At 68.3% G+C, this 25,463-nt stretch carries 27 protein-coding genes; 19 read left to right on the top strand and 8 right to left on the bottom strand.

Features of this window, described 5'->3' with window-relative positions:
* Positions 1 to 32 precede the first annotated feature (32 nt).
* Positions 33 to 509 (bottom strand): cytochrome c-550 PedF, encoded by a 477-nt coding sequence (gene pedF, locus AABN02_RS15475; RefSeq protein ID WP_338415822.1) that lies wholly within the window; start codon positions 507 to 509, stop codon positions 33 to 35.
* 276 nt (positions 510 to 785) lie between these two features.
* Here pedF and AABN02_RS15470 point away from each other — a divergent pair, with 276 nt between their 5' ends.
* On the top strand, positions 786 to 2,882 hold the full coding sequence (locus AABN02_RS15470; protein WP_338415821.1) for a sigma-54-dependent Fis family transcriptional regulator: 2,097 nt from the start codon (positions 786 to 788) through the stop codon (positions 2,880 to 2,882).
* 21 nt (positions 2,883 to 2,903) lie between these two features.
* Here the strand turns inward: AABN02_RS15470 and AABN02_RS15465 are convergent, their stop codons facing one another.
* On the bottom strand, positions 2,904 to 3,887 hold the full coding sequence (locus AABN02_RS15465; RefSeq protein ID WP_338415820.1) for a hypothetical protein: 984 nt from the start codon (positions 3,885 to 3,887) through the stop codon (positions 2,904 to 2,906).
* A gap of 243 nt (positions 3,888 to 4,130) precedes the next feature.
* On the opposite strand from AABN02_RS15465, the gene AABN02_RS15460 reads away from it, so the two are divergent.
* The 10 genes from AABN02_RS15460 (at position 4,131) to AABN02_RS15415 (ending at position 12,349) form a co-directional block, all read left to right on the top strand.
* Positions 4,131 to 4,979 carry an MBL fold metallo-hydrolase gene (locus AABN02_RS15460; RefSeq protein WP_338415819.1) on the top strand — a complete coding sequence of 283 codons (849 nt, stop codon included), beginning with the start codon at positions 4,131 to 4,133 and terminating at the stop codon, positions 4,977 to 4,979.
* 112 nt (positions 4,980 to 5,091) lie between these two features.
* Positions 5,092 to 5,808: an ABC transporter ATP-binding protein gene (locus AABN02_RS15455; protein ID WP_338415818.1), complete on the top strand. Its 717-nt coding sequence runs from the start codon at positions 5,092 to 5,094 to the stop codon at positions 5,806 to 5,808.
* A gap of 28 nt (positions 5,809 to 5,836) precedes the next feature.
* Entirely contained in the window at positions 5,837 to 6,814 is a 978-nt protein-coding gene (locus AABN02_RS15450; RefSeq protein WP_338415817.1) for a PQQ-dependent catabolism-associated beta-propeller protein, read from the top strand.
* Positions 6,811 to 7,971 carry a branched-chain amino acid ABC transporter substrate-binding protein gene (locus AABN02_RS15445; protein WP_338415816.1) on the top strand — a complete coding sequence of 387 codons (1,161 nt, stop codon included), beginning with the start codon at positions 6,811 to 6,813 and terminating at the stop codon, positions 7,969 to 7,971. Before AABN02_RS15450 ends, AABN02_RS15445 begins: the two co-directional genes overlap by 4 nt.
* On the top strand, positions 7,968 to 8,795 hold the full coding sequence (locus AABN02_RS15440) for an ABC transporter permease (protein ID WP_338415815.1): 828 nt from the start codon (positions 7,968 to 7,970) through the stop codon (positions 8,793 to 8,795). Before AABN02_RS15445 ends, AABN02_RS15440 begins: the two co-directional genes overlap by 4 nt.
* On the top strand, positions 8,792 to 9,493 hold the full coding sequence (locus tag AABN02_RS15435) for a hypothetical protein (protein WP_338415814.1): 702 nt from the start codon (positions 8,792 to 8,794) through the stop codon (positions 9,491 to 9,493). Before AABN02_RS15440 ends, AABN02_RS15435 begins: the two co-directional genes overlap by 4 nt.
* Before the next feature lie 4 nt (positions 9,494 to 9,497).
* Entirely contained in the window at positions 9,498 to 10,118 is a 621-nt protein-coding gene (locus AABN02_RS15430) for a hypothetical protein (protein WP_338415813.1), read from the top strand.
* A 37-nt stretch (positions 10,119 to 10,155) separates the two neighbouring features.
* Positions 10,156 to 10,650: a hypothetical protein gene (locus tag AABN02_RS15425; protein WP_338415812.1), complete on the top strand. Its 495-nt coding sequence runs from the start codon at positions 10,156 to 10,158 to the stop codon at positions 10,648 to 10,650.
* A complete protein-coding gene (locus AABN02_RS15420; protein ID WP_338415811.1) occupies positions 10,647 to 11,375 on the top strand; it encodes a hypothetical protein in 729 nt (242 codons plus the stop codon). The genes AABN02_RS15425 and AABN02_RS15420 overlap by 4 nt, the downstream gene beginning before the upstream one ends.
* A complete protein-coding gene (locus AABN02_RS15415) occupies positions 11,375 to 12,349 on the top strand; it encodes a tripartite tricarboxylate transporter substrate binding protein (RefSeq protein WP_338415865.1) in 975 nt (324 codons plus the stop codon). Before AABN02_RS15420 ends, AABN02_RS15415 begins: the two co-directional genes overlap by 1 nt.
* Here AABN02_RS15415 and AABN02_RS15410 read toward each other — a convergent pair.
* From AABN02_RS15410 to AABN02_RS15395, 4 genes are all read right to left on the bottom strand, one after another.
* Entirely contained in the window at positions 12,285 to 12,872 is a 588-nt protein-coding gene (locus AABN02_RS15410) for a hypothetical protein (protein WP_338415810.1), read from the bottom strand. The genes AABN02_RS15415 and AABN02_RS15410 overlap by 65 nt on opposite strands.
* Positions 12,873 to 13,062: 190 nt before the next feature.
* On the bottom strand, positions 13,063 to 13,440 hold the full coding sequence (locus AABN02_RS15405; protein ID WP_338415809.1) for a type II toxin-antitoxin system HicB family antitoxin: 378 nt from the start codon (positions 13,438 to 13,440) through the stop codon (positions 13,063 to 13,065).
* Positions 13,437 to 13,580 carry a hypothetical protein gene (locus AABN02_RS15400; RefSeq protein ID WP_338415808.1) on the bottom strand — a complete coding sequence of 48 codons (144 nt, stop codon included), beginning with the start codon at positions 13,578 to 13,580 and terminating at the stop codon, positions 13,437 to 13,439. Before AABN02_RS15400 ends, AABN02_RS15405 begins: the two co-directional genes overlap by 4 nt.
* 31 nt (positions 13,581 to 13,611) lie before the next feature.
* Positions 13,612 to 14,253: a CAP domain-containing protein gene (locus tag AABN02_RS15395; protein ID WP_338415807.1), complete on the bottom strand. Its 642-nt coding sequence runs from the start codon at positions 14,251 to 14,253 to the stop codon at positions 13,612 to 13,614.
* A 263-nt stretch (positions 14,254 to 14,516) separates the two neighbouring features.
* Between AABN02_RS15395 and AABN02_RS15390 the strand changes: the two genes are divergently transcribed.
* Positions 14,517 to 14,711: a hypothetical protein gene (locus AABN02_RS15390; RefSeq protein ID WP_338415806.1), complete on the top strand. Its 195-nt coding sequence runs from the start codon at positions 14,517 to 14,519 to the stop codon at positions 14,709 to 14,711.
* Between the two features lie 107 nt (positions 14,712 to 14,818).
* Positions 14,819 to 15,916: an acyltransferase family protein gene (locus AABN02_RS15385; RefSeq protein ID WP_338415805.1), complete on the top strand. Its 1,098-nt coding sequence runs from the start codon at positions 14,819 to 14,821 to the stop codon at positions 15,914 to 15,916.
* Here the strand turns inward: AABN02_RS15385 and AABN02_RS15380 are convergent.
* The gene (locus AABN02_RS15380) at positions 15,865 to 16,281 is read right to left on the bottom strand and encodes a signal peptide prediction (protein ID WP_338415804.1); all 417 of its coding nucleotides are present in this window, start codon (positions 16,279 to 16,281) and stop codon (positions 15,865 to 15,867) included. The two genes, AABN02_RS15385 and AABN02_RS15380, sit on opposite strands and share 52 nt — an antisense overlap.
* The gene (locus tag AABN02_RS15375) at positions 16,278 to 17,000 is read right to left on the bottom strand and encodes a TetR/AcrR family transcriptional regulator (protein WP_338415803.1); all 723 of its coding nucleotides are present in this window, start codon (positions 16,998 to 17,000) and stop codon (positions 16,278 to 16,280) included. Before AABN02_RS15375 ends, AABN02_RS15380 begins: the two co-directional genes overlap by 4 nt.
* Before the next feature lie 195 nt (positions 17,001 to 17,195).
* Between AABN02_RS15375 and AABN02_RS15370 the strand changes: the two genes are divergently transcribed.
* Genes AABN02_RS15370 through AABN02_RS15345 form a run of 6 tightly spaced genes read left to right on the top strand, consistent with a single transcriptional unit; the run spans position 17,196 to position 25,451 of the window.
* Positions 17,196 to 18,881, top strand: coding sequence for an AMP-binding protein (locus AABN02_RS15370; protein WP_338415802.1), 1,686 nt, complete (start codon positions 17,196 to 17,198; stop codon positions 18,879 to 18,881).
* A 13-nt stretch (positions 18,882 to 18,894) separates the two neighbouring features.
* Positions 18,895 to 20,067 carry an isovaleryl-CoA dehydrogenase gene (locus AABN02_RS15365; RefSeq protein ID WP_338415801.1) on the top strand — a complete coding sequence of 391 codons (1,173 nt, stop codon included), beginning with the start codon at positions 18,895 to 18,897 and terminating at the stop codon, positions 20,065 to 20,067.
* 19 nt (positions 20,068 to 20,086) lie between these two features.
* A complete protein-coding gene (locus AABN02_RS15360) occupies positions 20,087 to 21,694 on the top strand; it encodes a carboxyl transferase domain-containing protein (RefSeq protein ID WP_338415800.1) in 1,608 nt (535 codons plus the stop codon).
* Between the two features lie 16 nt (positions 21,695 to 21,710).
* Positions 21,711 to 22,556: an enoyl-CoA hydratase/isomerase family protein gene (locus tag AABN02_RS15355; protein ID WP_338415799.1), complete on the top strand. Its 846-nt coding sequence runs from the start codon at positions 21,711 to 21,713 to the stop codon at positions 22,554 to 22,556.
* 1 nt (position 22,557) lies between these two features.
* Entirely contained in the window at positions 22,558 to 24,540 is a 1,983-nt protein-coding gene (locus tag AABN02_RS15350) for an acetyl/propionyl/methylcrotonyl-CoA carboxylase subunit alpha (RefSeq protein WP_338415798.1), read from the top strand.
* A complete protein-coding gene (locus AABN02_RS15345) occupies positions 24,537 to 25,451 on the top strand; it encodes a hydroxymethylglutaryl-CoA lyase (protein WP_338415797.1) in 915 nt (304 codons plus the stop codon). Before AABN02_RS15350 ends, AABN02_RS15345 begins: the two co-directional genes overlap by 4 nt.
* Positions 25,452 to 25,463: the final 12 nt, after the last annotated feature.

Genomic DNA, 25,463 nt, shown 5'->3' with positions numbered 1-25,463 from the left:
GTGCTACGGACCTCGTGAAGACGCCGGCAGGGTCAGGGCAGCGGCTTTTCGCGGCGGGTTTCCAGGTAGGACTTGATGGCCCACATGGCTTCCTGGCTGAACACGCCTTCGAACGGAGGCATGTAGACCGCGCCATTGCGTACCTTGCCGTGGCGGAGGCTGCTCAGGTAGTAGTCGTCCATTTCCTTGACGCAGGCATTGCGCTTTTTCTCGTCCTTCATTGGGGCGCAATCGTTGTCGAGCTTGCGCAGGTCGGGGGCGATGCCGCCCGAGATGGCTTCGAGGCCGTGGCAGCGTGCGCAGTTCTGGTTGAAGGCAGAGGAGCCGATGGCCGCGGCCTTGTCGTTCTTGCGGTACGGGTTTTCAGCGCGCCAGTCGGCGCCCAGTTGTGGCAGGCTGGTCGTGTCCACGGCCTGTGGTGTCACATCGCCGTGGGCCATGGCCGGGCCACCGGCCACGGCACAGAAAGCGGCCAGGATTGCTGCGCGGAAGAGGTTGCCTCGTGCCATTCGTTGTCTCCAGAGAGTGTCTGTTCAAAGGGGGTTGGCATCGTTTCTGCAATCGCTGTGCCAAGCACGGACAAGGTCCCGGATACGGCCTTGAAACAAGGGTCTGTCCGGAGGTGGTACGCCGTAGTTGCTTCGAAATTGCGCGGCAGCTCGGGAGATTTTCCACCGCTGTGACAGCCGCAACGGCTAACGTGTGCGAATAGATGACAGTGACAGTCGGACGACAATGGGGTGGTCCGGCAGCGCTGATTGGCAGAGTAGACAGGAGACAAGACCATGGCAGGACCCTACACACCCGCTTCGGCAGGGTTGCGGTTGCGTGCGACGCAGGGCGATGTGCGCCGGCCGATCGCGTCGGCGCTGCCACTGGACCACACCCACGTCTCGAAGATCGACAACTCGCACGAGCGCTGCGCCGCCCTCGGCCTGTCGCGCATCGAGCGCCTGGACTTCTCCCCGCTCGGCCGCTCGGACCTGGTCGTGGCCCGCGAGCGCAACCAGCGCCTCTACGCCCACGCCGCGCCGGTCATGGAGATGCTGTTCGAGCAGATCGTCAACAGCGACTCGATGGTGGTGTTGTGCGATGCCACCGGCACGATCATCCATTCGATCGGCGACCACGACTTCCTGACCCGCGCCTCGAAGGTCGCGCTGCAGCCCGGCGTGAACTGGTCCGAGCAGTCCAAGGGCACGAACGCGGTCGGCACGGCGCTGATCGAGGAATCGCCCACGCTCGTCCATGCGGACGAGCACTACATGCACGCCAACCACTTCCTGACGTGCTCGGCCGCGCCGATCCTCGATCCGCGCGGCAACATTCTCGGCGTGCTGGATGTGTCCGGCGACCAGCGCACCTACCACCAGCACACGATGGGGCTGGTGAAGATGAGCGCGCGGATGATCGAGAACCACTGGCTCACCGACGATTACCGCAACGTGATGCGCCTGCATTTCCACAGCCGCGTCGAGTTCATCGGCACGCTGATGGAGGGCATCCTCGCGGTGAGTCAGGACGGCAAGCTGGTGGGCGCCAACCGCGGCGCGCTGGAGCAGCTGGGCCTGAGCGGGGCGGCGCTGCGCATGCATTCGCTGTCCACGCTGTTCGGCACCAGCGTGTCGGCGCTGGTGGACCGCTTCCGCTCGCCGCTGGCACAGCCGCAGCCGGTCGAGCTGTCGAACGGCCGTCAGTTCCACGTGCATGCCCGCTTCAACTGGCCGGTGTGGCATGGCATGGAGGCGGCTTCGCCGGTCAGTGATGTCGTGCCCACCCACGAGACGCAGGGAGCGTCGGCGCCGGCGCGCGAGCCGTCCGCCCGACCGCCTGCAGCATCGACCGAGCGTGCCGGTCTGGCCAGCCTGATCACGGGCGATGCGCAGGTCGGCACGCTGGTGGACAAGATCCGCCGCGTCATCAACCGCGACATTCCCATCCTCATCCTGGGCGAGACCGGCACGGGCAAGGAACTGCTGGCCCGTGCCATCCACCAGGACTCCGAACGCGCCCGCCAGCCTTTCGTGGCGGTGAACTGTGCCTCGATCCCCGAGACGCTGATCGAGGCCGAACTGTTCGGCTACGAGGAAGGTGCGTTCACCGGCGCCCGGCGCAAGGGGGCGGTGGGCAAGCTGGTGCAGGCCAACGGCGGCACGCTCTTCCTGGACGAGATCGGCGACATGCCGCTGACGCTGCAGGCGCACCTGCTGCGCGTGCTGCAGGAGCGTCAGGTCACGCCGCTGGGCAGCGCCAAGGCGGTGTCGGTGGACGTGATGCTGGTGTGCGCCACGCACCGCAACCTGCGCGAGATGATCGAGCAGAAGACCTTCCGCGAGGACCTGTACTACCGCCTGAACGGGCTGGCCGTGCGCCTGCCACCGCTGCGCGAGCGCACCGACCTGATGCCGCTGATCGAGCGCATCCTGGAGCGCGAGAACCCGGACCGCCGCCTGCGCCTGAACCCGGACGTGCTGCGCTTGTTCCAGGGCTACCAGTGGCCGGGCAATGTGCGCCAGCTGTTCAACGTGTTGCGCACCGCCAGCGTCATGGCGTCCGGGGATGCGGTGATCAGCCGCGACCACCTGTCGGACGACTTCATCGACGACGCCCGCCAGGCCTCGGCGCAACGCCCGGCGGTGGCCATGCAGGCGCCAGAGCCGGAGCCGGTGCAGCGGATGGCGCCGCTCGACGCCACACCTGTGTCCCCGGCCGCTGGCTTTCCCGTGGACGATCAGGCAGGCCGCTCGCTGGAAGACATCGAGCTGCAGTCCATCCAGCGTGCCGTGGATGCGGCGGGCGGCAACATCTCCGTGGCGGCCAAGCAGCTGGGCATCAGCCGCAACACCATCTACCGCAAGCTGCGCTGGAAAACGCCGCGCTGAGCGTCCGCGCTGGCGCTGGCGTCACTGGCTGCTGCTGGCCGCGGGTGTCAGCGGTGCCGCCATCCAGCGGGCTTCGGCCTCGCGCCAGACGTGCTGCCAGTTGAGCTGGTGGCGCAGGCTCTGGTTGACCACGTCGGACACGCCGGGCAAGGCCGGTGCCGGATCCGACTCCGGCGCGCCGCGGGCCTGTGCGTCGTCGATGGCGGACCGCAGGGCCTGCAGATAGCGCAGGTGCGCGGCTGCCGCTGCTGCTGGCAGCACGGGGCCCTGTTCAGGCACCCACCGCGCGTCCTCGGTCACGTCGGCGGCCAGCTGCTGCCAGGCGCGTTCCAGGGAGTCGGTGTCAGCGTCCCGCAGATCGGGTGCGCCATCGGCCCAGAGCAGGCCGTGGGCGGTGCGCAGGTGGGCGCGTGGCAGTGACCAGAGCGTGACGGACGTGTCGCCGGAGCGTTGCAGCCGCTGCCAGCGCAGCGGCCCGAGCGTGCCGCGTTCGCCCTGCAGGCGGTGGTCGGGCAGGGCGATCTTGGCGTCGGCGAGATCGGTGGCGGCCGCCCCCAGGCGCAGGCGCAGGCGCTCGATGCAGCGTGGGCAGCGCTCCCGCATCGCGCCGGCCACGTCCTCGTGCGCCCAGCGCCGGGCGCCGACCAGTCCGGCCTGTCCCAGCACCAGTTCCGGCCGCGGCCATGGCGCGATCACGTCCGTCACCCGCCGTCCGCTGATGCGCTGGAGCTGGCAGTTCAGTGCCCGTGCGTAGGCGATCGACGGCCCGCTGCCGACCAGCCAGAGCCGGCGGCCCTCGCGCACGGCCAGCAGGTTGGAGATGGCGCCTCGGTTGTCTGCCGTGGTGTCGCCCGGTGCGCCGGGAATCAGCCAGACACCGGGTGCGGCGGACTGCACCCGGATCGCCGGTCCGGGGCAGGCATTGGCCGCCCACGCCGGTCCGGCCAGCAGCAGCAGGGCGGCCGTGGCGACATGGCACACCGTCGATGTCCAGTTCCGTTGCATTGGGGTTGCCCCTGTGTCAGGTTTGAAACGATGCTGTTCCGCAATGGAGCAACTTGCTTCCATGGCGCCAGCCACCGCCGAAATCGAAGACGTTCCGAGCCTGGAGAGGCGCCGCGCCCGCCTGTAGCAGCCCGGAACCGCGGTTCACGTGCACGTCAATCATCGGCATGGCTCTTGCAAAAAACGGACGAGGCGGCTGTATGCAGTCGCGTGTTCACTGTGAAGACCATGAGGGGGGACTTCATGAAACTGGTAGTACTCAAAGGCGGCGACGAAGCCGTGCCACTGGCCCAGTGCGCCCGGGCAGGGCCGAACTCGACCCGTGCGCCGGGTGCGGTGGCCTTGTCAGGCGATGGCCTGCATTGGGTGCTGATCAATGTGTCGCCTTCGGTGGCGACGCAGCTGTCGACCGATGCCCGCCTGCTGCGGCATCCAGGTCTGCCGGACGCGGCCGTGCGTGCCGTCGTGCTGACGGATGCGCAGGTGGACCATGTCACCGGCCTACTGAGCCTGCGCGATGGTGCGCCCATCCATCTCTACGCGACGCCGGCGGTGTTCGAGGAACTGACGCACGCGCTGCCCGTGCTGCCGCTGCTGGAGCACTACTGCGGCGTGCAGTGGCACGTCATCCCGGTGGCGGGTGAGTCGCGCGAGGCGGTGTTCCACATCGAGGGGCAGCCCACGCTCGAATTCACGGCGGTCGCGACCGACGGTCCCCTGCCGCGCCACGCTGCGCAACCCGCGTCGGGTGGGGTGGGTGAAACCATCGCGCTGGCCGTGCGGGATCTGGTGACCGGGCAGCGCTTCTTCTGCGCGCGCAGTCTGGCGGCCGCCGGCTTCGAGGCGGTCGAGTGGATGCAACAGGCCGACTGCCTTTTGCTTGGAGACGACCGGGTCGACGTCTGGCCGGACGACGGCGATCCGGGAGCGCTGGGTGGTCTGGGCATGCTGGCGCAGCTCGACCGGGTCGGCGCACGCCGCAAGGTGCTGATGGCCATGCCGGACTGGGATGCCGGCCCCGTCCGGCTGCACGGTGAGCTGGCGCGGCACGGCGTGGAGCTGGCCGCGGACCGGATGGAGATCGATCTCTGAACGCCAATTGGAACAATCTGGCCGCGCGCCTCGGTGTAAGTCCGGGCACGACGCCGCTTGCTCGCCCCTGTACAACGCAGGCTGTGCCATTTCCCACACCGATCCACTGCCCATGCTGCGTCTCAACGGTCTGATCAAGCGCTACGGCGACCGCACGGCCTTGGCCGGCCTGACGCTGGCGCTGCCCGCGGGCCAGTTTGTGGCGCTTCTGGGCCCGAACGGCGCCGGCAAGTCCACGCTGTTCCAGGTGCTCACGGGCCTCTTTGTGGCCGACGAGGGCGAGGTCGAGGTGGCCGGGCAGTCACTGCGCCATTCGGCGGTGCGGGCGCTGCGCGACATCGGCGTGGTGTTCCAGCAGATGTCGCTGGACCTGGACCTGTCGGTGGAGCGCAACCTGCGCTTCCACGCCGATCTGCATGGCCTGCCGAAGGCGGTGGCGACCGAGCGCATCCAGTCCGGCTGTGTGGCGCTCGGCATCGACAAGGACCTGGCGCGCCAGGTGCGCGAGTTGTCCGGCGGCAACCGGCGCAAGGTGGAACTGGTGCGGGCGCTGCTGCACCGGCCGAAGGTGGTGCTGATGGACGAGCCGACCGTCGGCCTCGATCCCAAGTCCCGCCGCGACCTGATGACCGCCATCCGCGCCGACGTCGCCGAGCGGCAGAGCACGGTGCTGTGGGCCACCCATCTGGTCGAAGAGGCCGAGGCAGCAGACCGCGTGGTCGTGCTGCACAAAGGCAAGCTGCTGGCCGACGGCACGCCGGCCGACGTGACTGCGGCGCTGGGCGGCGGCGGGCTGGAAGAAGCCTTCATCCGCGCCACGGCCCGGTGAACGCCTGAACAACATTCTGGAGACGACGATGAACAACAAGCTTGTGTCCAAGCGCAGCCTGCTGGGCGCCGCGATGGTGGCGGTGTCCCTGCTGGCGCAGGCGCAGACCGCCTACGTGTCCAGCGAGAAGGACCACACGCTGACCGTGATCGATCTGAAGACGATGGCGGTCACCGGCACGGTGCCGACCTGCAAGCGCCCGCGCCACGTGCAGCTCACCTCGGACAGCAAGAAGCTGATGGTCGCCTGCGGCGAGTCGAACGCGGCGGACGTGATCGACCTGGTCACGCGCAAGTCGGTCGGCCGTCTGGCGATCGGCGAAGACCCCGAAGCCTTCGACCTGTCGCCGGATGGCAAGACGCTCTACATCTCGCAGGAAGACGACGCGGCCCTGGGCTTCTTCGACATCGCCAGCGGCAAGTTCACCCGCACGGTCGAGGTCGGCAAGGAGCCGGAAGGCGTGAAGGCGTCCCCCGACGGCAAGCTGGTCTGGGTTACCTCCGAGGTGGCGAACATGGTCCACGTCATCGACGCGGCCACCGGCAAGGTGGTGAAGAACGTCAAGGTCGGCAAGCGCCCGCGCCGCCTGGCGCTGACGCCGGACGGCAGTCAGCTCTGGGTGACCAACGAGATGTCGGCCAGCGTCAGCATCATTTCGACCAAGGATTGGTCGGTGACGGACACGGTCAAGTTCGAGGTCAAGGGCGCACGTTCGACCGACATCACGCCCGTGGGCATCACGATGACGAAGGACGGCAAGCAGGCCTTTGTTGCGCTCGGCCGCGCCAACCATGTCGCCTTTGTCGACGTGGCCAGCCACAAGACGACCGCGCTGGCGCTGGTCGGCAAGCGGGCGTGGAACGTCACGCTCGACAAGGCCGAGAAACAGCTGCTGGTGGTCAACGGCCTGTCGGACGACGTCACGCTGGTCGATGTCGCGACGGCCAAGCCGCTCAAGAGTCTGCCGGTGGGCCGCGTGCCGTATGGCGCGGTGATCGTCGAATGAAGCGCCCGGTGTTCGCCGCGCTGCTGGCTGGCGCTGCCCTTGGATCTGCGCAGGCGGCGACCTTCAAGCTGACCCTGCTCGTCCCCGCCGACGACCCGCGCCTGGAGCGCAGCCGCACCGAGCGCGCCTACCTCGGCCACCCGGGCGGCCCCGCCGCGGATGGGCTGCAGGTGGCGCTGAAGGAGGCGAAGTTCGAGCTGGAGGCCGCCGGTGCGGTGCTGACGCTGGACACCGTGCCGGTCGCCAACGCCGCCGCGGCCAAGGACGCCGCGCAGAAGGCGGAGAAGGGCGGCGCCGCCGTCGTGCTGACCGACCTGCCCGCCGACTGGACGCTGGCTGCGGCCGACGCCGTCAAGCTGCCCGTGATGAACCTGGGCGACGCCAGCGACCGCCTGCGCGAGCAGGACTGCCGACCGCGCCTGCTGCACCTGCTGCCCAGCGAACGGATGCGCACCGACGCGCTGGCGCAGACGCTGTCGGCGGCCCGCTGGAGCCAGGTGTTGCTGCTGACCGGCCCGTCACCCGCAGACGCCCAGCGCAGCGCCACCGCGCAGGCCTCGATCAAGCGCTACGGCCTGAAGCTGGCGGCGAGCAAGCCCTTCAAGCTCTCGGCCGATCCGCGCGAGCGGGATCTGGCGAACCTGAAGCTGCTGACCGGCAACGCCACCTACGACGTGGTCTGGGTGGTGGACAGCGATGGCGAGTTCGCCCGCACGCTGCCTTACCGCACCAGCCTGCCGCGCCCCGTGGTGGGCGATGCGGGGCTGACGGCGTTGGCGTGGTCGTCGCAGTTCGACCGCTTTGGTGCGCCGCAGGTGTCGCGCCGCTTTGCCAAGACCACCGGCCGCCCGATGACCGCGCACGACTGGGCGTCGTGGATGGCCGGCAAGGCCATCGTCACCGCAGCCACCGAAGTGCCCAAGGGACCGGTGGCCGCCTTCGCCAAGGCGCTGAATGAACTCGAATTCGACGGCTCCAAGGGCACGCCGATGAGTTTCCGCGCCTGGGACGGCCAGTTGCGCCAGCCCATGCTGCTGACGGACGGGCAGGGCGTCGTCGCGATGGCGCCGGTCGAGGGCGTGCTGCACCCGAAGAACAACCTCGACACCCTCGGCGTCGATGCACCCGAAAAACTCTGCAAGGTGGCCCGCCCATGAACCTCGGCCATGCCCTGCAGGCCATGCGCGCCATCGTCTGGCGCGAGATCGCCAAGTTTGCCCGCCAGACCGGCCGGCTGGTGTCGGCGCTGGTGCGGCCGCTGCTGTGGCTGGCGGTGTTCGCGGCGGGTTTTCGCAATGTGTTCGGCATGGCGATCGCCGAGCCGTATGACACCTACATCCCCTACGACGTCTACATCGCGCCCGGCCTGGTCGGCATGGTGCTGCTGTTCAACGGGATGCAGTCCAGCCTGGCGATGGTCTATGACCGCGAGATGGGCCTGATGCGCCTGCTGCTGACGGCGCCGCTGCCGCGCCCGTGGATCCTGTTTTCCAAGCTCACCGCCACGGCCGTGCTCTCGCTGGCGCAGGCGCTGGCCTTTGTCGTGATCGCGCGGCTGATCGGCACCGAGCTGCCGCTGATCGGCCCGCAGACGCCGCAGCTGCTGCTGGCGGCGGTGTGCAGCGCGCTGATGCTGGGCGCGCTCGGGCTGCTGCTGAGCGTGCACATCAAGCAGCTGGAGAACTTCGCCGGCACCATGAACTTCGTGATCTTCCCGATGTACTTCATGTCCACCGCGCTCTACCCGCTGTGGAAGCTGGAGGAGTCGGGCGCCGGCTGGGTCTACCAGATCGCGCGCTTCAACCCCTTCACGCACGCCGTCGAGTGGATGCGCTTCGCGATGTACGGCAAGGACGCGGGCCTGTCGCCGTGGATCGTGCTGGGGACGCTGGCGCTGTGCTTCGCCGCGGCGAGCTGGGGGTATGACCCGCAACGCGGCTTCGGTGCACTGACCAAGCGCGGCGGCGGAGGTCCGGCATGACGGCGTTGACGAAACTGTGGCGCGCCGCGGGCGGGCAGGGTCAGGTCGACGAGCCGCTGCTGCTGGAGTGGTGCACGCTCGGCGGGCTGCTGGTGTTCGCGACCTGGCTGCTCGGGATGCGCGGGGTGTGGCACCTGCTGCTGAGTTCCGACCCGACCGGGCTGACGCTGGTGATCATCGTGGTCTTCGTCGCCTCGACGCTGTGGTGCGGCAGCCGCTCGCGGGAGCTGCAGCGCCAGCGCCGGCTGATGACGCTGGCGATGTCGACCCGGCACGAGGGGCTGGTCGGCGTCGAGGGCTGGGCGGCTGAATACTGGTCCGCACTGGCCGCTGCGCCGCGCGATGCCGGGGCGCCGCTCGATCTGCTGATGGACCAGGCGCAAGGCCCGCACCACACCGCGTGGTGGGTCAACGGCATCCAGCTCAAGCTCGGCCTGCTCGGCAAGGTGATCGGCTTCTCGATCCTGGCGATCCAGATCGGGCAGATGCAGAGCTTCGACGCCACGCAGTCGCAGGACCTGCTGCGCAGCCTGACCTCCGGGCTGGGCGTGGCGCTGCTGACGACGATGGTCGGGCTGGTCGGCAACATCGTGCTCGGCCTGCAGCTCACCCGGCTGGACCGCTACGCCGACGCCCTCATCAGCGACTGCCAGCGCGCCGGTCTGACGATCGGCCGCGACGCCGGCCGCGGGGGCTGACGGCGTGGCCACGCGCGGCGGGCGGGGCCGCTCCGGCGGGCGGGAGGCGGAGGTCGATCCCTTCTACGACATGTTGTTCAACATGCTGATCGCCTTCGTCTTCTGTTTCATCATCGCGCTGCTGGCGATGAACCCGAAGGCGCTGAAGACCGGCGACATCCCGGCCAAGGCCGAGTACATCATCACCGTGTCCTGGCCGGACATGAACCCCAACGACATCGACACCTGGGTGCAGGACCCCGGCGGCAACCTCGTCTGGTTCCGCGCCCGCGAGGCCGGGATGATGCACCTGGACCGGGACGACCGCGGGCTGTCGAACGACACCATCGTCGTCAACGGCCAGAAGATCATCAACCCGATCAACCAGGAAGTGGTGACGCTGCGCGGCATTGCCCCGGGCGAGTACACCGTCAACGCGCACTACTACGACACCAAGGACGGCCAGCCGGTGACCGCCACGGTGTCGGTGCTGAAGGTGAATCCGCGGGCCGAGATCGCCTATTACGGACAGGCCACGATCGCGCGCAAGGGCGATGAGGCCACGCTGGTGCGCTTCACGCTGCTGCCCGATGGCAGCGTGGGCAGCGTCAACACGCTGCCGCGCACGCTGGTCCAGCGCCTGTGACGCGGGCCGACGACAACAAGGACAGGAGCAACGAGACATGACACTCGCGGTGGTTTTGGGGTTTGTGGTGCTGGCGACGCTGGCTGTGCTGGCGCTGCTGTGGTCGCGCTGGCCGGTGTGGCTCAAGGGGCTGCTGGTGGCCGGCGTCTGCGTGTTCTATTTCTGGGCCGACGAGGCGATCCACCAGATGTGGGGCTGGCCGAGCACGGACGCGCTGCCCGAGCGCTTCGTGCTGCTGGCCGCGGTGTTCGACGAGCCGACGACCAAGTCGTCGGGCGCACTGTTCGTCTGGGTGCAGGCGCTGGAAAACGGCAAGCCGGTCAAGGCGCCGCGTGGCTACCAGCTGCCCTACGCCAAGGACCTGCACGCGCTGCTGAATGAGGGCATCAAGAAGTCCCGCCAGGGCGTCACCCAGCTGGGCACCACCGAGCCGAAGGCCGGCAAGCGGGGCCTGAACTGGCTGCGGCCCGGCTCGGACGAGCAGGTGGTGAAGATCCGCGACCTGCCGGTGCCGCAGCTGCCCGAAAAATGAAGCACGCCGCCCTGCGCCTTGCCGCGGCTGTCGGCACCTCCGTCCTCGCGCTTGGCGTGCTCAGTGGCTGTGGCCGCTCGGCGCCGGGGGCGTCCTACTTCCCGCTGGAGTCCGGCCACCGCTGGACCTACCGCCTGAGCAGCGAGTGGGAGAACAGCACCGTCGAGCGCGAGACCGTCGTGCTCAGCAACGAAGGCAGCGACCGAACGCTCGACTCCGGCACGGCCTTCCGCCGCCACAGCGACTCCGGCATCGACTACTGGCTGCGCGCGGACGACACGGGCGTCTACCGCGTCGCCACCAAGAGCGACCTGGAGGACGCGCCCAAGCCCGATCCGCAGCCGCGCTACGTGCTGAAGGCGCCGATTGCGGTCGGCACCAACTGGCCGGCCTCGACGACGACCTACCTGCTGCGCAGGCGCAATGATTTCCCGCCCGAGATCCGGCACAGTCACCCGGCGGTGCCGATGGTCTACACGATCGCGGCGCTGAACCAGAAGGTCGAGACGCCCGCGGGCGCGTTCGACGGCTGCGTCAAGGTCCAGGGCGAGGCGAAGCTGAAACTGTTTTCCGACCCTGTCAAAGGCTGGCAGGACATGCCGCTGACGACGCTGGAGTGGTACTGCCCAGGCGTCGGCCTCGTGCGCGTGGAGCGCAGCGAGCCGGCCAATTCGACCTTTCTGCTGGGCGGCGTGATGAAGATGGAGTTGATGTCATGGGAATGATGAGCCGCCGGCAGGTGCTGGGCGCGTTGAGTGCCGCGGCCTTCGGGCCGGTCAGCGCCAAGGTGATGGCCCAGCCGAGCGAGCGTTTTCCGACACGGCCGATCACGCTGTGGGTGCCGTGGCCGGCCGGAGGGGCCACCGATCTGACGATGCGCCTGCTGGCCGAACTGGCCGGGCGCCAGCTGGGCCAGCGGGTGATCGTGGACAACCGCGCCGGGGCGGGCGGCACGCTGGCGATGCCGGTGCTGCAGCAGGCCGCGCCCGACGGCTACACCATCGCGCAACTGCCGCAGCCCGTGCTGCGTGCGCCGCACATCCAGAAGGTGCTCTGGGACCCGATCCGCGACACGACGCCGATCATCCAGATCTCGGGCGTGACCTTCGGCGTGCTGGTGCCGGGTGGCAGTGCGCTGAAGTCGCTGGACGATGTGTTCGCCTGGGCCAAGGCGCATCCGGGCGAGCTGACGGTGTCGACCAACGGGGTGGGCACGACGCCGCACGTGGTGTTCGACGAGCTGTGCGCCAAGCGCGGGCTGACGTACGTGCATGTGCCGTACAAGGGCACGTCCGAGCAGATGCTGGCGGTGTCGTCGGGGCAGGTGATGGTCGGCATCAACTCCAACGGGTTCGCACCGTTCGTCGATTCCGGGCGGCTGCGCCTGCTGGCCACCTTCGGCGAACACCGCACGAAGCGCTGGCCGACGGTGCCGACGCTGAAGGAGCTGGGCCTGGGCATCGTCGCCACGTCACCGTACGGGCTGGTCGGGCCGCGGGGGATGTCGCCGGCGGTGGTCGCGGTGCTGCACGATGCGTTCAAGGCCGCGATGAATGATCCGGCGCACATCGCCGAGCTGGCGAAATACGACCAGGAACTGACTTACCTTGACGCCGAGGACTATGGGCGCAGTCTCAAGGAGGGGTTTGCGGCGGAGAAGAGGGCGGTGGAGAGGTTGGGGTTGAATAAGGGGGGGTGAGTTTCGGGGATTGTTTTGTGGTTTCTTTGTCTGGATAACGTTTGAGTTGGCCCGCATTTAGCGCCCGACCGATTGCCGACCAATCATTCTTGCGAGCGTGATCGTCTGGTGCAAACGAGATTTCATCGAACCATCTGAACCCAACTGCCTTGCGCGGTGTGCCATCACGCTTCGGCGTGGCTATGTACTTCTCATAGATCGCGGTGACACGAGCCGCCAAGCCCTCGCAAGTGTAGACATAGAAATCCGGTAGATGGGTTTCGTGCAGATTTACCAAGACAATGAATTGCCCTTTTGACTTGGTTGCGTTCGCGATGTCCGCACCCAACTTCCAGCCAAGCTTATTATGAATGGATCGCGTCTTGACTTGGATCGTGACGCTCGCCGATCCGTCGAGTGCGGTAGCGACGACATCAAACAGTGGATTGTTCTTAGGTGTGAGCACGGCAAGCATGCCTTGGCGACATAGCTCAGCGCAAACGTAGTACTCGCCTGCAGCGCCAATTAAATTCAACTGTGACATGGACTTCCCCGATGCGGGCTAACTCAATATGGACGTCACGCCCTGCTGGCGTAACAGCCTGAATGCTGAGTATTAGCTTGCCAATTGCAGGACGTAAGTCCGCGCCTGGGTTGAATTTTCTCTCTGTCTTGCATGGTTTCCCTCCCGTAAAAACTGGCTCAAAGCCTGGATGTCGATGCACGCAGCGCGCTCAAGCGTGGCGGCTCTTGCCTGATGAAGTCGAGCGGCCAGCAGGCAAGTGCGCTGCGGCGCTCAGCGCCTGCTCGGCCCATTTGTTCAAGCTGATTCCGCTCCGAGCGGCTGCCTTGAGCGCCGCGGCGTGAACGGTGGGGGCGACCCGCAGCATGATCTTGCCGCTGGCTGGCTTCTCGGGCGGGCTGTCCAACTGGGCACAGGCGGCGATGTAGTCGTCCACCACCATGTGGAAGTTGGATTCGAACTCGCCGACGGACTCGCCGTGAAAAGACAGGATGTCATCGATGTCCAGCACACGGCCGACGATGATCTTGTCGTCCGGATCGAAGGTCATGCTGGTGGTGTAGCCGCGGTACGAGAGGGTGTTGCTCATGGTCCGATCTCCAGGCGTTGCAGAAACTCGCGCACGGCCTTGACCCGGTAGCGTAGCGCTTCCTTTCCAGGGTGAGGGCGATGCAGCGTGGCTTTGCGCCCCTGGTGTTCGAAGGTGAGGGAAGACCCTGGACCTTCCACCACACGATAGCCCAGCGCAACCGTCAGGGCTTCAACGCGGCTTCGCCAGATCCATCACCCAGTAGTTCGAGCGGTTGGTCGTGTTGTAGACACAGGCCACCGCGAACTCCTCCATCACCGGATTCATCAGGTTGGCGCAGTGGCCATCGCTGCCCATCCAGGCATCGACCACCCGCGCCACGGTCGGCTGGCCGGCGGCGATGTTCTCACCGACGCTGGCCCAGCTGTAGCCGATCGCGTTGATCCGGTCGCTGATGCTGCTGCCCTTGCTGCCGATGTGGGCGAAGAAGTTGTTCGTCACCATGTCGTTGGCATGGGCCGCGGCGGCGCGGAACAGCGTGTCGTTCCAACGCAGGCCGCCCGCGGCGGCGAAGTTGCCCCGGCTGCCGCAAGACTGCGTGCTGGCGCGCCGCCGGTTCACTTCGGCGATGACCGAAGCCTGGAAGGCGGTGATGCTGCAGCTGTTGGCGGCGGTCAGTGCGTTGCTGGTCGGCGTGCCGCTGCTGGTGGGCGTCGCGGTACCGGAAGGCAGCACCGTGCTGGGGGTCCACGGGACCGGCGATTCGTCGCCGCCACCGTTGCAGGCGCTCAGCAGCCCGATCAGCAGGGTGGCGCCGAACAAACGGGCGAAGTTACAAATGCGGTGGATGGAGTGGCTGTTCTTGTGGGTCATGTCAGGTGGCCTCTTTGCTTGAATTCATTCTGGGAGGTGGTCCCACCTGGTGTCGATTGGTACGCCACAGACCCGGGGGGTTCGTGGCTTCCACACGCTTCAAACCGCGCCATCTTCACGTCGACCTGTTCCTTCGGCCCGTGTTCGCGGGGGATCTGAAGCTGGCAATCCGCACAGGCCTCCAGCAGACTTCGAAGCCGGAACTGAAAGAAGTCGCAAGCAGTTGTCTGCATCGCGTTCGGTTCTGCTACAGGAGTCAGTGCATGTCCGTCTTTTCGTCACCAGCCCCAGAACGTTCGATGGCCTCCGTCCGGTCGATCGGCGTCAACACCTGGTTGATCACCTGCACCGCCGAGCGCATCGACACCCGGGCCCGCCATGGCCGCGCCCGCTGGAGCCTGTCGGCCGGTCTGCGTCGCAAGTCGGGCATGACCCGGCCGCTCCGCGCGCTCGCCTGAAGCGAACCTGAAGTGAAGCTTCTGGCATAACTTCCGCGCAAGCGTCGCCGGCTAGGATGCCGGCGATGCAGTTTTCAAACCGGAACCCTCAAGGACCATCGCTGCCGATGGTCGATCTGGGCAAGGCAGTCGCCTCTCAACTCATCGTCCTGCACCACCTGGCGCTCTACGGGCCGATGTCCGATGTCGCCGGCATGCTCGCGGGCGACCTGCGGGAATGGCTGGTCGACCAGGCCCGGCTGGCCGTGCAGGTCTTCCTGGTGATCGGCGGGTTCCTCGCCGCCCGTGGAATGCTGCCCACCCCGGATGCCCCGGTCGGCCGCTTTCCCGCTGCCTTGCCCCGCACGCTGTGGCGGCGGCTGCAGCGCCTGGTACCACCGTATGCGGTCGCCTTGCTGGCGGCGGTGGCCTGTGCGTTCTTCGCGCGGGCGCTGGGCGAGTACCCGGACATCCCCGAGGCGCCGACCGCCGGGCAGTTCATCGCCAATGCGCTGATGCTGCAGGATGTGCTGGGCGAGCCGGCGCTGTCGGCCGGGCTCTGGTATGTGGCGATCGACCTGCAGCTCTACGCGCTGCTGGCATTGCTGTGTGCGGGGCGGGCCGTCCGGGTGGGCGACGGGGCCTGGCGGGGGACTGCCACGGCGCTGGCCGTGCTGCTGCTGACCGCGGGCGCGCTGCTGGTGTTCAACCGTGACCGGACACTCGACATCTGGGCACCCTATTTTTTCGGCGCCTACGGCCTGGGCATCCTGGCGCAGTGGGCGCAGGCCACACCCCACCGGGTGTGGTGGACCACGCTCATCGTGCTGCTGACCGGGCTGGCGCTGCTGGTGGAGTGGCGCAGTCGGCTGGCCCTGGCGGGCACTGTCGCGCTGGTGCTGGCGCTGGATGTCGGCCGCAGCTGGCGCTGGCTCCGGGCGGGACCGCTGCAGCGGCTGCTGGCCTTCCTGTCCCGCATCTCCTACACCGTCTTCCTGCTCCACTACCCGGTGATGCTGGTGGTGGGCGCGGTGGTCTACCGCCTGTGGCCCGCCTCGCCAGAGATGCACCTGGTCGGCTTGCTCGTGGCGTGGGGCCTGGCGCTGCTGGCCGGGTGGGGGCTAGAGCGGCTGCTGGCCTCGCCCGGGAGCGGTCCGCTGCGGCCGTCCCCGATTCAGGCGCCGTCCGTCTGGCGGGCCTCGATCTCGAAGGGGTTGTCGAGGTAGGCGTCCCGGCCACGCAGCCAGCACCAGCCACTGGCCGCCAGATAGAGCGGCCAGAACAGCACCCCCCAGCGCTCGTACTGCCGCACATGCACCTGCTCGTGGCGGCGCCAGCGGGCGAGCGTGGCGTGGTCACGGCCGAGGATGACGTGGCCAAGCGTGATCGCGCCGAAGTGGCGTACCTGCGGCCAGCGCCCGAAGCTGCGCAGCCTGCGCGCGCCCGCGACTTCGAGCTGGCCCTCGACCCACCGCGCCTGCCCCCCGCCGGCCAGCGCGACCAGCGCCAGCACCAGCCCGACCAGCGTCACCGGCGCCACCCAGAGGTAGGCCGCGACGCGCCGGCTGCGGTGGAGGCGGCGGCGCTTCAAGTGACCGCGCCGGTGCGCGCCAGCGCGTCGGCCAGTTCGTTGCGCATCCGGCGCAGTGCCGCGAGTTCGGCGTCCGGCGCCTGCATGGCCGACCACAGCAGCGCGACCAGATCGGTCGACACCGCATCGATGTCGGTCGCCTTGTCCTGCGCGACCGCCTCCCACAGGATGTGCTCCATCGGCCCGAGCACCATCGAGCGCAGCAGCCGCAGCGGCACATCCCGGCGCAACTCGCCGGATGCCTGCCCGCGGGCGAGCAGGTCCATCAGCGGCGCGGTGTAGCGGCGCTGCAGCGGCAGGAAGCTCTCGCCCAGCTCCTGGCCCTTCGAGCGCCCCTCCGACAGCACCAGCGCGCACAGCCCCGTGCCCTGCACCAGGAACAGCCGCAGGTGCGTCTGGATCAGGTAGTGCAGCTGCGCCCGGATCGGCTGCTCGCGCGGCAGGCCCGACTCCATCGTCGCGATGATCTCGTCGTACCAGTCGCTGATCACCCGCACGCACAGCTCGCGCTTGCCGCGGAAGTATGTGAAGACCGTCGCCTCGCTGATGCCCAGGCGCTGGGCGATCTCGGTGGTCGTCGCGCGCTCGTAGCCTTTTTCCGCGAAGACCTCGCGGCCGACGCGCAGCAGGTCGCGGATGCGCTGCTCGGACTTGGCGCTGGCGGGGCCGCGGCGCTGCGCGCTGCGCGGATCGTCGGTGTCGGGGAGGGCGTGCGTCATGGCGCGATCTTAGTGGGTTCGCCGATGGCTGCACAGAAGTTGAGTATTACTCAATAACTTGCGCCCGACTTCTGGATAGCCTATGCTACGCACGCCGATGCAGCGCCGTGATCTGGGCTTGCATCCGCCAAGGGTTTACGCGGATTCAGACCATATTGAGTAACACTCAATACAGAATCGAACGTGGAGTGAGACATGACGGAAGCAATGCCGGGCACCGTGCCCCTGAATGGACTGAGCCATGTGCGCGGCCCGGTCGACACGCCCTTGTCGGCGCGGACGATTCCGCAGTGGCTGGCGGACACCGTGGCGCGCTTCGGCGACCGCGAGGCCGTCGTCTTCCGCGAGCAGGGCGTGCGCTGGACCTGGCGCCAGTTCTCGGTCGAGGTCGATCGGCTGGCGGCGGGCCTGCTCGCGCTGGGCCTGCGCCGTGGAGAGCGTCTGGGCATCTGGTCCCCGAACCGCGTCGAGTGGCTGGTCACGCAGTTCGCCACCGCCCGCGTCGGGATCGTGCTGGTCAACATCAACCCGTCGTACCGGCTGTCGGAGCTGGAATATGCGCTGCAGTTGTCGGGCTGCCGGGCGGTGGTCGCGGCGGAGCGGCTGCGCACGGCGGACTACCTGGCGATGCTGCAGACGGTGGCGCCGAAGCTGCCGGCGCTCGACTTCATCATCCGCATGGGCGATGGCCAGACGCCGGGGATGCTGCGCTACGCCGATGTGCTGGCGGCGCCGGAAGCCGTCGATGTGGCGGCGCTGGACGCGATCGAGGCCACGCTCGGCTGTTTGGATGCGATCAACATTCAGTTCACCAGCGGCACCACCGGCCACCCCAAGGGCGCGACGCTGACGCACCACAACGTCGTCAACAACGGCCTGGCGGTCGCGGCGGCGATGCGCTTGACCGACGCGGACAAGCTCTGCATTCCCGTGCCGCTGTACCACTGTTTCGGCATGGTGCTGGCGGTGCTGGCCTGCGTGTCGAGCGGGGCGGCGATGGTGTTCCCCGGCGAGATCTTCGACGCGGGGGCGACGCTGGCCGCCGTGTCGGAGGAACGGTGTACCGCGCTGCACGGCGTGCCGACCATGTTCATCGCCGAGCTGGACCACCCGGATTTCGCCACCTTCGACCTCAGCCGCCTGCGCACCGGGATCATGGCCGGCTCGCCGTGCCCGATCGAGACGATGAAGAAGGTCGTCGCGCAGATGCACCTCGCCGAGATCACTATCGCCTACGGCATGACCGAGACCAGCCCGGTGTCGTTCCAGAGCAGCGCCGACGATCCGCTCGACCGCCGCGTGACGACCGTCGGCCGCGTGCAGCCGCACGTCGAGGCGAAGGTGGTCGATGCCGAGTTCAACACCGTCCCGGTCGGCACGCCGGGCGAGCTGTGGACGCGCGGCTACCTCGTGATGCAGGGCTACTGGGGCGACGAAGCCAAGACCCGCGAGGCCATCGTCGACGGTGGCTGGATGCGCACCGGCGACCTCGCCACCATCGACGCCGAGGGCTACTGCAACATCGTCGGCCGCGTGAAGGACATGCTGATCCGCGGCGGCGAGAACGTCTACCCGCGCGAGATCGAGGAGTTCCTGTTCCGCCACCCGAAGGTGCAGTCGGTGCAGGTCTTCGGCGTGCCAGACCAGAAGTACGGCGAGGAGGTCTGCGCGTGGATCGTGCTGCGGCCGGGCGAGACCAGCACCGCCGAGGAGATCCAGACCTTCTGCCGCGACCAGATCGCCCACTACAAGGTGCCGCGCCACATCCGCTTCGTGGACGTCGCCGAAATGCCCATGACCATCACCGGCAAGGTGCAGAAGTACCTGATGCGCCGCGCCATGACCGAAGCGCTGCAGCGTGCCGAAGACAAGACCGCCTGACCAGGAAACCACCATGTTCGAATCCACTTTCCAGTTCCCCCTTGGCGACGACGTGGCCGCCCTGCGCGATGCCGTGCGCGACTTCAGCCAGCACGAGATCGCCCCGCGTGCCGCCGACATCGACCGCGACAACCTCTTCCCGCACGCGCTGTGGAAGAAGCTCGGCGACCTCGGCGTCCACGGGTTGACCGTCGCCGAGGAATACGGCGGCATGAACATGGGCTACGTCGCCCACATGGTCGCGATGGAGGAGATCAGCCGCGCCAGCGCCTCGGTCGGCCTCAGCTACGGCGCGCACTCCAACCTGTGCGTCAACCAGATCAACCGCAACGGCACCGACGCCCAGAAGCGCAAGTACCTGCCCAAGCTCATCAGCGGCGAGCACATCGGCGCGCTGGCGATGAGCGAGCCGGGCGCGGGCTCGGACGTGGTCAGCATGAAGCTCAAGGCGGAGAAGCGCGGTGACCGCTACGTGCTCAACGGCTCGAAGATGTGGATCACCAATGGGGGCGACGCCGACACGCTGGTGGTCTACGCCAAGACCGAGCCAGAAATGGGCGCCCGCGGCATGACGGCTTTCATCGTCGAGAAGGGCATGGCCGGCTTCACGCACGGCCACCACCTCGACAAGCTCGGGATGCGCGGCTCGAACACGTGGCCGCTGTTCTTCGACAACTGCGAAGTGCCGGAAGAAAACGTGCTCGGCGGCGAGGGCAACGGCGCCAAGGTGCTGATGTCGGGCCTCGATTTCGAGCGCATCGTGTTGTCGGGCGGGCCGCTCGGGATCATGGCGGCGTGCCTGGACGTGGTCGTGCCCTTTGTCCACGAGCGCAAGCAGTTCGGCCAGTCGATTGGTGAGTTCCAGCTCATGCAGGGCAAGCTGGCGGACATGTACTCGACCTTCCAGGCCTGCCGCGCCTATGGCTACGCGGTGGCCGGCGCCTGTGACCGCGGCGACCACAGCCGCACGCTGCGCAAGGACGCGGCCGGCGTGATCCTCTACACCGCCGAGAAGGCGACGTGGATGGCGGGCGAGGCGATCCAGGCACTCGGCGGCGTCGGCTACACCAACGAGTACCCCACCGGCCGCCTCTGGCGCGACGCCAAGCTCTACGAGATCGGCGCCGGCACCAGCGAAATCCGCCGGATGCTGATCGGCCGCGAGCTGTTCAACGAAACCTGCTGAGCCCGAGCCGAGCGACACCATGCAAGCCCTTCAAAGCAAGATCAATCCGCGCTCGGACGAGTTCCGCGCCAACGCGGCCCACATGAAAGCCCTGGTCGAGGACCTGCGCGTGCAGGCCGCGAAGGTGGCCCTCGGCGGCGGTGTCTCGGCCCGCGCCAAGCACGCGGCCCGCGGCAAGCTGCTGCCCCGCGAGCGCGTGGACCAGTTGCTCGACCCCGGCACGCCCTTCCTGGAGATCGGCCAGCTCGCCGCACTCGGCCTGTACGACAACGACGCGCCGGCCGCCGGGATGATTGCCGGCATCGGCCGCGTGCAGGGCGTCGAATGCATGATCGTCGCCAACGACGCGACGGTGAAGGGTGGCACCTACTACCCGATGACGGTCAAGAAGCACCTGCGCGCGCAGGAGATCGCGATGCAGAACCACCTGCCGTGCATCTACCTCGTCGACTCTGGTGGCGCCTTCCTGCCGAAGCAGGACGAGGTCTTCCCCGACCGCGACCACTTCGGCCGCATCTTCTTCAACCAGGCCACGATGTCGGCGATGGGCATCGCGCAGATCGCCGTCGTGATGGGTTCCTGCACCGCAGGCGGCGCGTATGTCCCGGCGATGAGCGACGAGACGATCATCGTCAAGAACCAGGGCACGATCTTCCTGGGCGGCCCACCGCTGGTGAAGGCCGCGACCGGCGAAGTGGTCAGCGCCGAAGACCTGGGCGGCGGCGATGTCCACACCCGCGTCTCCGGCGTCGCCGACCACCTGGCCGAGAACGACAGCCACGCGCTGTTCATCTGCCGCCGCATCGTCGCGAACCTGAACCGCCGCAAGCCGTCGCAGCTCGTGCTGGCCCCGAGCGAAGCGCCGCTGTACGACCCGGAAGAGATCTACGGCATCGTCTCCGCCGACCCGCGCAAGCCCTACGACGTGCGCGAGATCATCGCCCGCGTCGTGGACGGCTCGCGCTTCGACGAGTTCAAGGCCCGCTACGGCACGACGCTGATCACCGGCTTCGCCTACCTGCACGGGATGCCGGTCGGGATCATCGCCAACAACGGCATCCTCTTCGGCGAGTCGGCGCAGAAGGGCGCGCACTTCATCGAACTCTGTGCGCAGCGCAACATCCCGCTGGTCTTCCTCCAGAACATCACCGGCTTCATGGTGGGTCGCAAGGTCGAGAGCGCCGGCATCGCCAAGGACGGCGCCAAGATGGTCACGGCGGTCGCCACGGCCCAGGTGCCCAAGCTCACGGTGCTGATCGGCGGCTCCTTCGGCGCGGGCAACTACGGCATGTGCGGCCGGGCGTATTCGCCGCGCTTCCTGTGGATGTGGCCGAACTCGCGCATCAGCGTGATGGGCGGGGAACAGGCCGCGAGCGTGCTCGCCACCGTCAAGCGCGACGGCATCGAGGGCAAGGGCGGCGCGTGGTCCGCGGACGATGAGGCCGCGTTCAAGGCGCCGATCCGCCAGCAGTACGAGGACCAGGGCCATCCGTACTACGCCACCGCCCGCCTGTGGGACGACGGCGTGGTCGATCCGGCGCAGACGCGGCGCACGCTGGGGCTGTCGCTGTCGGCGTCGCTGAATGCGCCGATCGAGCCGACCAAGTTCGGCTTGTTCCGCATGTGAGGCCACAGCGATGACGATGACCACCTTGACCACCTTGAACACCTTGAAGATCGATCGGCGTGGCGACGCAGCGCAGTGCGTCGCCTGGGTCTGGATGGCCAAACCCGCCGTCCACAACGCCTTCGACGAAACACTGATCGCCGAGCTGACCGCCACGCTGCTGGCGCTGGATGCCGACCCCGCCGTGCGCGTGATCGTGCTGGCCGGCGAGGGCAAGAGCTTTTCGGCCGGCGCCGACCTGACGTGGATGCAGCGCCAGGGCGCGGCGTCTGTGGACGAGAACCTCGCCGACGCGCGCCGCCTCGCCGAGCTGTTCCGCACGCTGTCCACCTTGGCCAAGCCGACGATTGCCCGTGTCCACGGCGCCGCCCTCGGTGGCGGCATGGGACTGGCCGCCGCCTGCGACATCTGCGTGGCGAGCGACCGGGCCGTGTTCGCGACCTCCGAGGTCAAGTTCGGGATCATCCCGTCCGCCATCAGCCCCTACGTGATCCGCGCCATCGGCGAGCGGCAGGCCTACCGCTACTTCCAGACCGCCGAGCGCATCTCCGCGGCGCGTGCTCGCGAGATCGGCTTGGCCCACGAGGTCACCGACAGCGAAGGCGGGCTGGACCCGCAGGTCGAGGCGATAGTCGAGGCGTTGCTGGCCGGCGGTCCGAACGCGCAGGCGGCGGCGACCGATCTGATTCGGGCGGTTGCGAACAAGCCGGTGACCGATGACGTGGTGGACGACACCGCCCGCCGCATTGCCACGCTGCGCGCCACGCCGGAAGCGCGTGAGGGCTTGAGCGCCTTCCTCGACAAACGACCGCCTGCGTGGATGGTTTCCGCGCCTGCACCGAACCCCTCGACGGGACACTGACATGTTCACCAAGATCCTGATCGCCAACCGCGGCGAGATCGCCTGCCGCGTCATCAAGACGGCACGCCGCATGGGCATCGCGACCGTCGCGGTGTACTCCGACGCCGACGCCAATGCCCGCCATGTCCGACTGGCCGACGAGGCGGTGCGCATCGGACCGGCCGCCGCGCGCGAGAGCTACCTGCGCGCCGACAAGATCCTCGAAGTCGCCCGCGCCACGGGTGCGCAGGCGGTCCACCCCGGCTACGGCTTCCTGTCCGAAAACGACGCCTTCGCCGACGCCTGCGCCGAGGCGGGCATCGTCTTCATCGGCCCGCCAGCGTCGGCGATCCGGGCGATGGGCAGCAAGTCCGCAGCCAAGGCGCTGATGGACAAGGCCGGTGTCCCGCTGACGCCGGGCTACCACGGCGACCGGCAAGAGCCGGCCTTCCTCGCCGAACAGGCCGCCAACATCGGCTATCCGGTGCTGATCAAGGCCAGCGCGGGCGGCGGCGGCAAGGGCATGCGCCGCGTCGACCGTGCGGAGGACTTCGAATCCGCGCTCGCCTCGTGCCAGCGCGAGGCGATCAACGCCTTCGGTGACCAGCACGTGCTGGTCGAGAAGTACGTGCTCCGGCCGCGCCACATCGAGATCCAGGTCTTCGGCGACACGCAGGGCGACTGCGTCTACCTGTTCGAGCGCGATTGCTCGGTGCAGCGCCGACATCAGAAGGTGCTGGAAGAAGCGCCCGCGCCCGGCATGACCCCTGAGCGCCGCGCCGCGATGGGCCAGGCGGCGGTGGAGGCGGCCAAGGCGGTCGGCTACGTCGGCGCCGGCACGGTCGAGTTCATCGCCAACCAGGACGGCTCGTTCTACTTCATGGAGATGAACACCCGGCTGCAGGTCGAGCACCCGGTCACCGAGATGATCACCGGGCTGGACCTCGTGGAATGGCAACTGCGCGTGGCGTCCGGCGAGCCGCTGCCGCTGCGCCAGGAGCAGCTCACGCTCGACGGCCACGCGCTGGAGGCCCGCATCTACGCGGAAGATCCGGACCGCGGGTTCCTGCCGTCCACCGGCCGCCTCGTGCATCTGGTGCCGCCCGCGGAGAACGACCATGTGCGCGTCGACACTGGCGTCGAGCAGGGCGACGAGATCTCGCCGCACTACGACCCGATGATCGCCAAGCTCATCGTCTGGGACCGCGACCGGCCGCGGGCACTGGCGCGGATGCGGGCGGCGCTGGCGCAGTACCGCGTGGTGGGTGTGTCGAACAACGTCGAGTTCCTGCAGCGGCTGGTGACGGCGCCCGCGTTTGCCAATGCCGATCTGGACACGGCGCTGATCGAGCGCGAGAACGCCGTGCTGTTCCCCGCGCCGCAGCCCGTGCCGCAGGCGGTCTGGGCGCTGGCTGCGCTCGCCGAACTGCAGCGCGAGGCGCAAGGCGTGCGCGACGATTCGCCGTGGTCCGTGCTCGATGGCTGGCGGCTCAACTCGACCACGCAGCGCACGCTGACGTTGCGCTTCGGCGACGAGGTGCAGCCGATCGGTGTCGCCTACGTCAGCGGCGGCCATGCACTGACGATCGGTGGCCAGTCGCTGACCGTGCGCGGCCAGTTCGGCCCGAGCGGCACGGTCCACGCGCAGCTCGGCGAGCGCCGGGTCAGCGCAGCCGTCGTCACCAGCGGCGAGAAACGACAGGTGTTCTTCGAGGGCCGCTCGTGGCCGGTCACCGTCGTGGGCGCGCTCAGCGCGGGCGGTGGTGGCGACGACCATGCGGGCGGACTCAAGGCACCGATGCCCGGCAAGGTGATCGCGCTGATCGCCACCGCGGGCAGCGTGGTCGAGAAGGGCGCGCCGCTGCTGGTGCTCGAAGCCATGAAGATGGAACACACCATCAGCGCGCCGGCCAAGGGGCTGGTGAAGGCCTTCCATTTCGCGGCGGGCGATCAGGTGACGGACGGGGTCGATCTGGTGGATTTCGAAGCCGAGGTGCAGCCATGAACCCCGTCGAGACGGTCCGCATCGTCGAGGTCGGTCCGCGCGACGGCCTGCAGAACGAGCCGCAGCCCATCCCCACCGCCACCAAGCTGGCGCTGATCCGACGCCTCGCCGCGGCCGGTCTGAAGGACATCGAAGCGACGTCCTTCGTCTCGCCGAAGTGGGTGCCGCAGATGGCCGACCACGCCGAGGTGATGGCCGGCCTGCCGTCCGAGACCGAATTTCCGGGCGTGAACTACCCGGTGCTGACGCCGAACCTCAAGGGCTTCGAGGCCGCAGTCGCGGCGGGCGCCAAGGAAGTGGCGGTGTTTGCCGCGGCGTCCGAGGCCTTCTCGCAGAAGAACATCAACTGCTCGATCGCCGAGTCGGTGGCCCGCTTCGAGCCGATCATGGCGGCGGCGCAGGCGGCTGGCGTGCGCGTGCGGGGCTACATCTCGTGTGTGGTCGGCTGTCCCTACGAAGGGGCCATCGCGCCACAGGCCGTTGCCGAGATCGCCTGGCGGCTGCGCGATCTGGGCTGCTACGAGGTGTCGCTGGGCGACACGATCGGCGTGGGCAACCCGGCTAGCGTCGGCCGCATGCTTGATGCCGTGGCGGCGCGGGTGCCGATGGCCTTGCTGGCCGGCCATTTCCACGACACCTACGGCATGGGCGCGGCCAACGTCTACGCGAGCTACGCGATGGGGGTGCGGGTGTTCGACAGCTCGGTGGCCGGGCTGGGCGGCTGTCCCTACGCCAAGGGCGCGACCGGCAATGTCGCCACCGAGGACCTCGTCTGGCTGCTGCACGGTCTGGGTGCCAGCACGGGCATCGATCTGGACGCGCTGGTCGACTGCGGCGCCTGGATCAGCGCGGAACTCGGGCGGGTGTCGGGTTCGCGGGTGGCGCGGGCCTTGCTGGCGCGGCGCGGCTGAACACCGGCCACG

It is taken from the genome of uncultured Sphaerotilus sp. (genome assembly GCF_963924895.1).
In the GTDB taxonomy this organism is placed as follows: Bacteria; Pseudomonadota; Gammaproteobacteria; order Burkholderiales; family Burkholderiaceae_C; genus Sphaerotilus.
The sequence above is the reverse complement of the archived record's forward strand: the minus strand, read 5'-3'. Positions and strand labels throughout refer to the sequence as shown.